At 32.0% G+C, this 10,467-nt stretch carries 9 protein-coding genes and 1 pseudogene; 5 read left to right on the forward strand and 5 right to left on the reverse strand.

Annotated features, from left to right (window positions below; genetic code table 11):
- Positions 1-4 precede the first annotated feature (4 nt).
- Both M2326_RS04265 and M2326_RS04270 read right to left on the reverse strand, forming a co-directional pair.
- The gene (locus M2326_RS04265; RefSeq protein ID WP_264618312.1) at positions 5-1,327 is read right to left on the reverse strand and encodes a TolC family protein; all 1,323 of its coding nucleotides are present in this window, start codon (positions 1,325-1,327) and stop codon (positions 5-7) included.
- Positions 1,328-1,944: 617 nt separating this feature from the next.
- Positions 1,945-2,520 carry a hypothetical protein gene (locus M2326_RS04270; protein ID WP_264618313.1) on the reverse strand — a complete coding sequence of 192 codons (576 nt, stop codon included), beginning with the start codon at positions 2,518-2,520 and terminating at the stop codon, positions 1,945-1,947.
- A 327-nt stretch (positions 2,521-2,847) separates the two neighbouring features.
- Between M2326_RS04270 and M2326_RS04275 the strand changes: the two genes are divergently transcribed.
- Entirely contained in the window at positions 2,848-3,234 is a 387-nt protein-coding gene (locus M2326_RS04275; protein ID WP_264618314.1) for a hypothetical protein, read from the forward strand.
- 428 nt (positions 3,235-3,662) lie between these two features.
- Here M2326_RS04275 and M2326_RS04280 read toward each other — a convergent pair whose 3' ends face one another.
- The gene (locus tag M2326_RS04280; RefSeq protein ID WP_264618315.1) at positions 3,663-4,700 is read right to left on the reverse strand and encodes a PepSY-associated TM helix domain-containing protein; all 1,038 of its coding nucleotides are present in this window, start codon (positions 4,698-4,700) and stop codon (positions 3,663-3,665) included.
- A 13-nt stretch (positions 4,701-4,713) separates the two neighbouring features.
- Entirely contained in the window at positions 4,714-7,047 is a 2,334-nt protein-coding gene (locus M2326_RS04285) for a TonB-dependent receptor (protein ID WP_264618316.1), read from the reverse strand.
- 408 nt (positions 7,048-7,455) lie between these two features.
- Here M2326_RS04285 and M2326_RS04290 point away from each other — a divergent pair, with 408 nt between their 5' ends.
- The 4 genes from M2326_RS04290 (at position 7,456) to M2326_RS04305 (ending at position 10,226) form a co-directional block, all read left to right on the forward strand.
- Positions 7,456-8,262 (forward strand): DUF1269 domain-containing protein, encoded by an 807-nt coding sequence (locus M2326_RS04290; protein WP_264618317.1) that lies wholly within the window; start codon positions 7,456-7,458, stop codon positions 8,260-8,262.
- Positions 8,263-8,296: 34 nt separating this feature from the next.
- A complete protein-coding gene (locus tag M2326_RS04295; RefSeq protein ID WP_264618318.1) occupies positions 8,297-9,001 on the forward strand; it encodes a 2,3-bisphosphoglycerate-dependent phosphoglycerate mutase in 705 nt (234 codons plus the stop codon).
- A gap of 11 nt (positions 9,002-9,012) precedes the next feature.
- Complete coding sequence (locus M2326_RS04300) at positions 9,013-9,513, forward strand: hypothetical protein (RefSeq protein ID WP_264618319.1); 501 nt, start codon at positions 9,013-9,015, stop codon at positions 9,511-9,513.
- A 236-nt stretch (positions 9,514-9,749) separates the two neighbouring features.
- On the forward strand, positions 9,750-10,226 hold the full coding sequence (locus tag M2326_RS04305) for a Dps family protein (protein ID WP_264618320.1): 477 nt from the start codon (positions 9,750-9,752) through the stop codon (positions 10,224-10,226).
- Positions 10,227-10,346: 120 nt separating this feature from the next.
- Here the strand turns inward: M2326_RS04305 and M2326_RS17625 are convergent.
- Positions 10,347-10,467 (reverse strand): annotated as a pseudogene (locus tag M2326_RS17625) (IS30 family transposase); the annotation flags it as partial.

Consider the following 10,467-nt stretch of genomic DNA (forward strand, 5'->3'; position numbering starts at 1 on the left):
TAGATTAAAGTTTAATTTCGTTTCCTTGGTAAAATTCTAGTAATTGATTGTATAAAATTTGTAAGTATTTTGCTTGTAAAAAGGTTTGTTGTGCATTGGTGTACGTATTTTGACTGATGACCAAATCGGTGGTACTCAGTGCGCCTAATTTGTACTTTTTTTGTGCCAATTTAAAAGAAGATTCTGCTGCTGTTTGTGCCGCTTCGGCCGCTGCAATTTGTTCTTGAGCCGACATTGCATTTTGATAGGCTGTTTCTATTTTCTTATACACCGCTTTTTCGGTAGTTTGCTTTTGTAATTTTGCCTTTTCAATATTGATTGTTGCTGTTTTTACAGCGGCTTTGGTAGCATTTCGATTAAAAATTGGAACACTAAGTGATACACCCACTCTCTGGTTGAAATTCAGGTTCAATTGATCAGAATAGGAACTTAGATTTGTACTTGTATATCCCGTCCCTAAGCTACTGGTTAATGATAAGGTGGGTAGATAAGCACCTTTTGCAATATCCAATTTTTTCTCATTTACGGCTATATTGAGGCTGCTAACGCCTAACTCAGGCAAAAAAATTATAGCATTTTCATAAACTGATGCTTTATTTTGTTCACTGTCTGATCGTAAAATCGAGTCGGTCACCGTTGCGATTTCCATAGTTTCGTTGGGTCCCAATTCCAGCAATTGTTTCAAGCTAATGATGTATTGTTGATAAGTGTTCTTGGCAGTGATCAAAGTATATTTGTTTGTAGCCGCTTGACTTTGCGCTTCAGTATAGTCGTTGATCGCAATGGATCCTGCATCAAGTCTAGATTTGGCTCTCAAAACCTCTTTTTGGGAGGCGGTCAAATTATTTTGTGCGATGTCGATACTTTCTTTGCTGTAAAGGGCTTGCAGGTAGGTTTCTAATAAATTCAAAACGATATTGTTTTTTTCGACCTCTTCTTGCAAAATACTTTGATTGAGCAACAGTTCATTTTGCTTAATTTGATTGTTTATTGTGTTACCTTGGTAGAGGGTCATTGCGCTATTGATTCCAAAATTGGTACTGTTTATTTGATTGGATACAAAAGCACTAGTAATTGGATCGATGGCGTTACCATTCGAGAAATTTTGCACTGCTGTTCCAAACAAGTTGGGTAGGCGAGACGATTTTGATTTTTCATAGTCCACTTGAGAACTGCTACGACTCAATGCGGCTTCTTTAATGGTAATATTATTTTCAATCGCATAAGTAATGCAATCGTTCAAGGTCCATATTTTTGGAGATGGTATCACCTGAGCAAAATTTAGTTGTAAAAAAAAGAGACTCAATAGTGTTAGGTATAGTTTCATGCAGATAAAGTTTGTTTTCTATGCAGCAAAGAACATAAAACAGAAGCCTAACTAAAATTGCAATAGATGTTTGCGGTCTTTCCCTATATGTTTAGCCTTTATTTATCGATGAGAAATTGGACTTTGGTCGTGGTTAAATCAGATCGCCTATTTTGTTTTTTTCGAAAATAGATTAAATTTCAGTTTACGGTTGAGGTTTTCCGTACGATACCAAGTTTTTAATCTCTGCTAATTATAGGAACCAAGGATCGTACAACCGACTCGATTTTGGTTGTAAGTTGATGTTTAAAACGCTATAGTTTGGAGTTTCTACAGCTGCCAATCCATGGAGGAAATAGGGTAATAGTCATCTCATAACCTCAGTCAATGTTTTTGGAGGACTGCAGTATGAACATTTTAAATTTGGGTTATCACATGATTTTAGTACTTCAAAAATAGGAAAATCGGGAGGTATTTATGAACTTTCGGCAACCTATCAATTTGAGTTGAATGTAGAATGCTTTGGTTGTCCTAATTATGAAAACAGACAATAGTTACAGCACTATTTGATAAAATAAGTAGCATTAGAATATTTTTTCAAGGTTTAGTTTTTCGAAAAGTAAAAAGTCATACACAATCTATTGGATCTCAAAAGCCGTTTGATTTATAATCGTAGTGTCGGTTTTTACAGTATTTAATGTTTGGTTTTTATATTTTATTTCGGTCAAAAATTTGGAATTCTCCCATTCAGAAACAGAAAATGTAAAATCGTCCATCTTCAATTGCTGGGTATCCGTTGAAAATTGTTCTAAGCGAAGCAGTCCAATTGTTTTTTGAACTACATAAATTCCATTTTCGAGATCATGGTCAATGAAATTTTGACTCTTGGCTAATTTAAATAATGGGAACAATACAATTTCATTGAATAACTCATGTGATTGTATTTTTAATACTTTTTTGCGGTTGTGCCAAATTTCAATCTGACTTTTTGTGGTATTCTGCATACCGGTTACTAGAGTAGCTTTGATATCATTTAAGCCTTTAAACCTTGCATCCTTAACTTGGTGATAAAAAAAGGGATCTAGTAATAAATCTGTCAAAGGACGATTTTTCCTCTTTGCAATAGCTATCCAATTGTAATAAGTTTCGGAATCCAAATGCAGTTTTCTGATTTCTATTCCTTCACCAAATGTGTTTATTTTTATTTTGGACATGGTATTTATTTATTCGAAGTGAAGATAGCAAATCATATGCTATTTTTATTATTTTATTTCGTACCCACATGAGACAAATCAATTTGGTGATTGCTATGCAATGGTAACCATAAATACCCTCTTAATTGTAATCAATATTTCCAAGCAAGTGCAAAACTATCCGTTTCAATACTATCATATTTAGTTGGTAGTCAGTACCCATCATTTCGTGATCCCTATCTTTTCAAGTTCCAAAAGCGTAAACTACTATTTCATAGCTGACCTAGGTCATTTGCAACAATGCAATATTGAGATACTTTTGATAAATAGTAAATTAAAACCTAGATCATGGAAAAAGAAGTTTTATACAACCCCAATATGCACTTTGAACACGAACAATGGAATGGGGAACTAACCTTTTGGAAAGATGAATTACTGTGCTTCAATAATAAATTAAGTGAACTCGTGACACGCTGGACAGACAAGGATGTTTTGGCTCAATTAGAGCATTATCAAAATGAATTTGTGTTGCACGGTGGTGTAATCGAGGATCTACAAGAAATTATCGAAAAGCATGAGGAGCGTATCGCTGGACAAAGTGCCTTAAATGAGGATGGTTTAGATATTCAATCAACAAAAGAACATCTGGAATTTAGAGATAAAATAGAAACCCAAAGACATATTTATGCTGAACTCAAAAAAGAGTTTTTTAGATTCCTTGAAAAGTACATGTAATTCAAAAAATAAGTATTTTATTTTTCGAAAATGAAGAAAAAAAAGGTTGACTACCATTTTTAATTTAGTAGTCAACCTTTTCAAGTAAGAATACTGTTTGTATTTATGAGCTCTAATGGTGATATTATTCAATCGATTGGGTATGTTCGCTATAATTCCCCATGCAGCAGTACTGTCGAGATGCTGCATTAAATTAAATTTTTCTTTTTTGTGAGGCTGATCTAGGTCAGTGTGACCTATGTAAAACAATTGTATAATTCCAAAACAATTGACCTAAATTCATATAATAGGATTACCATAATTTTATTCTGCATTAAATATTCCATTTTTATATTGTAAAATAAAGTTTTAAAAACTATTTAAGTCTGGGAGACTTGTTGACAGTAGAAATATATGAAAATAATTAACCGATAGATAAAGTAATTGTATCAAACTACCTTTTTTCTTTTCAGCCATATAAAATACCCTGTTATTGATAAAAAAGGTCCAGAAAGACCAATGAAACAATAGATTATTTTGATAAACCAATTTCCATAATGACCAGAATGAATTGGTAAAATACTGCTCAATAGTTTACTTATAAAATCAGATTCAGAAATTTTACTGACAGACACTATTTTGCCTGTTTTGAATTCGATTGCAATTTTATTGTAATACTTACTTAAATAAAAAGAATCTCCAGCAAATCTTCCATTCAAAATAACTTTTCCATCTTCAGAAGACGGAAGTTTAATATATGTGGCTGTGAAATCTGGATACTCTTTTTTGACTTTTTCTAATACCTTTTCGATTGATATTCTAATTAGTGGAACAGTAGGTTTCGAAGTTTCTTGTAAACCTGAGGCAACAACATTAAATGACAATATAATTCCTGTAAGAACAATGAGCAGATTTAACATTAATGCCCAAACACCCACATAGCGATGCAAAGTAGAGTAGTAGCGTTGTTTACTACTTCTATTTAATTTTTTCTGGAACAACAGTGTTTTCAATATAACTTTTCGATAAATAACGATTCCTGTAATTAAGGATAAGAAAAAAGCAATGCCCGCTAAAAACATAAATATTTTTCCTAGTATACCTATTTGTAAAGAATAGTGAAATTTTAAAAGCCACTTTGTCAATTGACTATTTGCGTCAATAACGGCTGTTATTTTTCCTGAAATGGGATTCAAGAATACATATTGCTTAACATCAAGTTTTCTTAAATCAAATTGTATTATTTTCCCTCTTTCAAAATTGATAATTCTTGTACTCCAACCAGGAAAATTTTTCTGAACTTCACTAATAGCCTTGTCTAACTGAAGTTCATTAGTACTTATGGTAGCTGTATATTTATCAAAGAGCAAAAGATCAATATCTTCTGAAAAGACTAAAACAGAACCCGTAATACCCAAAGTAAACAAAAAAACTCCTGCAATAAGACCTAAAAAAGAATGATATCGTAATAGGATTCTGTTATTCATAGTCTTCAATGATTTATAAGTTTGCAGTTAGTGTAACATTAAACTGGGCTCCATTTGCCTTTACATAATTTGAACTCCTTGCATTCCATTGTGATGTCAAGGTGTAGTAATCTTTGTTTAATAAGTTTCGAATTCCTAAACTAAGTTTAGTAGATGGCGTAATATGATAATTTGTAGATAAATTTACAGTAGTAAAATTGTTTACTGGGCCTCTTCCATAGCTATAAGGCGCATTAAATCGGTCTCTATTCCCACTATATATCATAGATAAGCGAGCATCAAATTTGCGATCCCAATTGTAAGATAGAAATGAAACTAATTTTACTGGCGGAATTCTATCTCCTCCCATATATGTATCATAATTTCCATTGTCTTTACTATCTAACTTACCTTCGGTATGCGATATAGAAGTTCCAAAAGTTACATATCTAGTTAATTTTGTATCAAAAGAAAGCTCGTATCCATATACTTTTTCTGGTTGGCGGAGAATGATAAAAGTACCACTCGCTGTTTCACTATAGGTAGAACCCAAATCAGAAGTACTAATAAAGTATGCTCCACTCAAATTAATTTTGCCAATATGGCTATTAAAACCAACTTCGTAATTATTAGCAATAACAGATTTTGAATTAATATTATTTACCGTATTTTCTGTTGCAGAACGAAGTGTTCTTCCTAAATCTGCTATTGAAAAACTTTGTGAAAAACTAACGAAAGGTTTGAAAAAGTACCATTTATTATAACGTAAACCGGCATTAAATGTAGTAGCATTGTAATCTAAAGTACCACCATTTATAGCAATACCACCGCCATTTGGGGTAGTTTCTCCCAAGTTGTATGTGGTGATTGTAGTATAATTTGGAATATCAATATTTATATTTTCAAATCGAATTCCTGCTTTTAGCACAACGTTTTTGTAAAGTGTTTTTACTTGTGCATAAGGAGCAAAGTTGGTCATTTTCATGTCTGGTGTCCACTTTCTTCCATCTACTAAATCTTGAGAAGTTTTATCATTTAAAATATCTATCCCATAAAGTACATTTCCTTCGACCTTACCAAAAGAGTAGGGAGATGAAAAATTAAATCGCGCTCCTCTTTTAGAAGAAACAATCAATGATTGACCACCATCATAACCTAAGTTAGGATCATAAAAAGTATCAGAATAACCGTATATTGTCTTAAAATCTTGCATGTATAAATTCAACCTAAAATCGGTTTTACCAAAAATTGCATCATATTTATAAGTTAGCTGTGCATTGTGGTTGTATTTATTTCCTTGATCTACACCAATTTGCTCTCCTAAAATTCCTATAGTTGGACTTTCTCCATAAACTCCAACCTGTGGTGTATATTTAGAATCTTGATTACTACTGAAATAATTGTACATTAATTCAATTTGTTGTTTCTCATTAATGTCATAGTTTGCTTTACCGAATAAAGTATATTGACTGGTTTCACCTAAACCATAACTTGGTGAAATCACTAGTCCGTTAGCATCTTTATATACACCTATTTGTCTAAAGGTTCCACTTACAACATATCCTAATTTATTAAGTTTACCTGAGAAATTTTGTGTTATTTTTGATCCTACAGTATTTGCAATGCCTACCAGTGAACCTTCTGATCCTATTGAGGTTGTACTTTCAAATTTTTTTGTTGTATTCGGTTTTTTTGTAATGTAGTTTACAATTCCACCATCGGCACCATTTCCATAAATAGCAGTAGCTCCCTTAATTATTTCAATTCTTTCTAAACTACTTGGATCAATAGTATTTACATCTCTTCCACCTGAACGTAGCGGAGTAGATTGGGGAATACCGTCAATTAAAATAAGCATGTTTCTTCCTCTTAATGTTTGTCCTGTACTACTCGTTTGATTTGAACTTAACGCCATACCAGGAATCTCCATTAATACATCGGCAACAGAATTACTTGTTTGAGCTAAATTTTCAATTTGCTTTAATGGTATTACGGAAACTGAAGAGGGTACTTCGTCTATTGTTTCACGCATTCTGTTAGAAGTAATTACAACTTCATTCAATTCTTGGTTTGAGCGCGATAACATAAAATCAATAACTATTTCTTTCTGGTCTAGAACATTGATCGTTTTAGATTGTGGATTTAATCCATTGAAAGAGGTTTTAATTGTATATTTTCCTTTTTGTAAAATTGTAATACTATATATACCATAAGCATCTGTTATTGTTCCTTGGGTGGCACTTAATACCACTGTAACACCAGTTAATAGATTTCCCTTTTCATCTTTGACAGTACCTCTCAAATTTGTTTGAGAATAAGCAAAAGTGCTAGATAAACTAAGTATTATAATTAATAATTTAAAGTTCATTTTGAAATAATTTATATGTTTATTTTGCAAAAATAGAAATTATTTTAATTTAGACTAATAATAAATAGTATTTTTTATCATTTTTTATTTACTGTTTTTTTTAGTAAGTTTTATAGATTGATTAACTGTATAATGCATTTCGAATCCAAAAAAATGGAAAAGGAAAGAGGATTTTTACTTCAATCTTTATCGTCCTAATTTTAATGAGATACGCATTAAATTTTTCTTTTTTGTGAGGCTGATCTAGGTCAGTGTGACAATCATTATTACGACCTACTTTTGTTATTGAAAGTTTGGAAACATGCTATTTTATTATCTAAAAAATAATAGTAACTACTGAATAATAGTTGTTTATCAATGTTTTAATAAGTGATTTATAAAAAAAAGTAATATTTAATATCAACAATCATGGCAAACATAATAGTGATTCCGTTTACAGAAGAAGAAAATGCAATAGCAGCTTTACACAAAATAAAAGAATTGGATGGATATGGAGATATAACACTCTATGAACACATGATGATTCGTAAAAAAGACCATGATCTCTACGAAGTTTTGTTCTATAAAGAAGAAGGTGAAGGTTGGAGAACATTGACAGGTATGGCACTTGGAGGTCTGCTTGGTGCTTTTGCTGGTCCAATAGGTTTTTTTGTGGGTATGTACACAGGTATAGTTGCAGGAGCAGCTTGGGATGTGAGCCGTCATGATTTTGAAAACGAACTTGTAGAACGCGTGAGCAATAAAATGGTTGTAGGAACCATAGCAATAATTGCCGAGGTAGGAGAAGACAGTACTATCTTTATTGATGATGCGCTAAAACCGTTTGCCTCTGAGATTATACGAAGTGAGGCTGGAATTGAATTTGACGATTATATTGATGACCATATCGAAGATCTCGAAGTTAAAATTGAAAGACAGCGTGCAAAACTACGAAAAGCTACTGCCGAGGAAAAAACTAAAATAAAAACTAAGATTGCAGATTTAAAAGAAAAAAGAAAATCAAAAATTACAGATTTTGAAGAAAAAAGGAAATCGACTTTAAAAGAAGTAGAAGAGCAAACAAAAACTAGAATTAAAAAGCTGAAATCCCGTCTGGAAGATTATGAAAACGCTATAGAAGATGCATTTGCCAAAGCCAAAATAAACAGAATAAAAAGAAGGTTAAAAAAGCAACAAGAAAAATTAGCGCACTTACTAGGTGATTTGGTACTATAAATTACAGATTAATCTAATATTAAACCAATATTAAATGGGCAAACTCATACTGGTAAGACATGGAAAAAGCTTATGGAATGTAGCCAATATATTTACAGGCTGGACTGATGTTGACCTTGCTCTCGAAGGAATAGAGGAGGCAAATAAAGCGGGTGAAATTATTAAGGAGCATCATATTTCTATTGATATTTGTTATTCTTCTTTTTTAAAAAGAGCCATCCGGACAGGATTAATTATTTTGGAAAATGCCAATCTGATGCACATCGATTTCATCAAAAGTTGGAAACTCAATGAGCGGAATTATGGTGCATGGCAAGGATTAAATAAAGAGGAGGTAAAGTCAGCCGTTGGCGAAGAATTATTTTTAAAGGTGCGAAGAGGATTTAGCACTCCGCCTCCAATCTTGCCAATCACAGATCAAAGGCACCCAAAATTTGATCCTTTATACAAGAATGTCAATAAGAAATACTTGCCAGCTAGTGAGTCCTTAGAAGATACAGAAGTGCGTGTAGTACAATATTTTTTTGAAGTGATTGTACCACAATTGGTCAAAGGGAAAACCGTATTGGTGGCTGCACATGGAAATTCAATCAGAGGATTAATGGCACATATTGAGAATATTAGCTCTTCTGCCATTCCCAAAGTAAATGTTGGAACAGGAGTGCTCCAAGTGTACGAATTTGACACTAATATGATTTTGAAAAAACAATACAAATTAGAACAAAAAAGTAATATTTAATACGATATATTATGAAAATAAAAATTTTATCCTTAGCCATAATCACCCTTTTAGCTGGAACAATTGTAATAAGTTGTGGGAAAAAAAATAAAGAAGATGCAGAAGCTGTCAAAGCTGATGTGACAGAGATGAATAAAGATTTAGAAAAAGGAGCAATGAATACTGGTACAGATGCGAAAGAAACCGTGAGTGAAGATTGGCAAAAGTTTGAAGCGTCATCAAAATTAACGATCAAAAGTTATAATTATCAGATTAAAGAGCTTAGAACAAAAATAGCAACAGCAGACAAAGAAGGAAAAACAAAATTGAGTGAAAATCTAGATAAATTAGAGCAAAAGAATAAAGAATTAAAAGAAAAATTAGATTTAAAAGGAAAAGAATTGAAAGAAAACGTTCAAGAAATGGACCAAGCTGCCAAAGATAAAGAAGTTCAATTTGAGAGAGAGTTCCAACACGATATGGATGAAATGGGAACTTCTTTAAATGATTTTTTTAAAGACAATATAAAATAAATTAATATTTATAATAATACCAATTTTAATCTTACAGGCAATGGTATCTACCGTAATAATAGAATATAACTCTGGTGATTAATTCAGTGCGCACTACTTAATAAGGGTTTTTATGGTAGGTTGTGTATAATTATTTCTATAAAAAAATCATAAAATAGAGGATACTGACCTAAGTCATTTTACAGGTTTTAGATGTGCATTACCTTTAAGTAATTATAAATTTAAAACGAAAAATAATGAAAACTCCAAACATCGGAATTTCAACTGAAAACAGACAAGCAATAGCAGACCAATTGTCAAAGATATTGGCAGATGAATTTATATTGTATTCAAAAACACTTAATTTCCATTGGAACATTGAAGGAGCTGATTTTCACTCCGTACACTTATATTTAGAAACGTTATATCAAGAACAACAAGAGACTGTTGATACCGTAGCCGAAAGAATACGTGCATTAGGTCATTTTGTACCTGCCACTTTGAAGAAATATTTAGAATTGACACATCTTACGGAAGAAACAAAGGGAAAGAATGATAGTCAAAGTATATTCGCTGAATTATTAGAAGATCACGAAAGCATTATAATTTTTATCAGAGAACAGATAAAACCGATTGCCGACAAAATGATGGCTGATGGAATTAGCGATTATATTACAGGATTAATGGAGCATCATGAAAAAACAGCTTGGATGTTGCGTTCTCATTTAAAATAATAAGGCTGCCTTAATGCTTACTAATAATGGTTATTTTTAAACCCAAATGGATGTACTCTGTTTGGGTTTTTTGATATTCAACAGTGGTATAATTGGTGGATTCAATTAACAAATGCAACCTTATGCACATTGTTTAAGTTTTTGCACAAAAATTTCATTTGGACTTTTAAAACCAAATCTTTTTCTGGGTCTGTTATTTAATTTATTTGTTACTCTTAAAACCTCTTCTTCTGTTATTAAA

The organism is Flavobacterium psychraerolatum, from assembly GCF_025960985.1.
Classification (GTDB): domain Bacteria; phylum Bacteroidota; class Bacteroidia; order Flavobacteriales; family Flavobacteriaceae; genus Flavobacterium.

What these genes read in the sequence shown, in the direction of transcription:
- M2326_RS04265 (WP_264618312.1), bottom strand. Translation starts at nt 1,327, where the DNA reads ATGAAACTATACCTAACACTATTGAGTCTCTTTTTTTTACAACTAAAT.
- M2326_RS04295 (WP_264618318.1), top strand. Translation starts at nt 8,297, where the DNA reads ATGGGCAAACTCATACTGGTAAGACATGGAAAAAGCTTATGGAATGTA.
- M2326_RS04270 (WP_264618313.1), bottom strand. Translation starts at nt 2,520, where the DNA reads ATGTCCAAAATAAAAATAAACACATTTGGTGAAGGAATAGAAATCAGA.
- M2326_RS04275 (WP_264618314.1), top strand. Translation starts at nt 2,848, where the DNA reads ATGGAAAAAGAAGTTTTATACAACCCCAATATGCACTTTGAACACGAA.
- M2326_RS04300 (WP_264618319.1), top strand. Translation starts at nt 9,013, where the DNA reads ATGAAAATAAAAATTTTATCCTTAGCCATAATCACCCTTTTAGCTGGA.
- M2326_RS04305 (WP_264618320.1), top strand. Translation starts at nt 9,750, where the DNA reads ATGAAAACTCCAAACATCGGAATTTCAACTGAAAACAGACAAGCAATA.
- M2326_RS04290 (WP_264618317.1), top strand. Translation starts at nt 7,456, where the DNA reads ATGGCAAACATAATAGTGATTCCGTTTACAGAAGAAGAAAATGCAATA.
- M2326_RS04280 (WP_264618315.1), bottom strand. Translation starts at nt 4,700, where the DNA reads ATGAATAACAGAATCCTATTACGATATCATTCTTTTTTAGGTCTTATT.
- M2326_RS04285 (WP_264618316.1), bottom strand. Translation starts at nt 7,047, where the DNA reads ATGAACTTTAAATTATTAATTATAATACTTAGTTTATCTAGCACTTTT.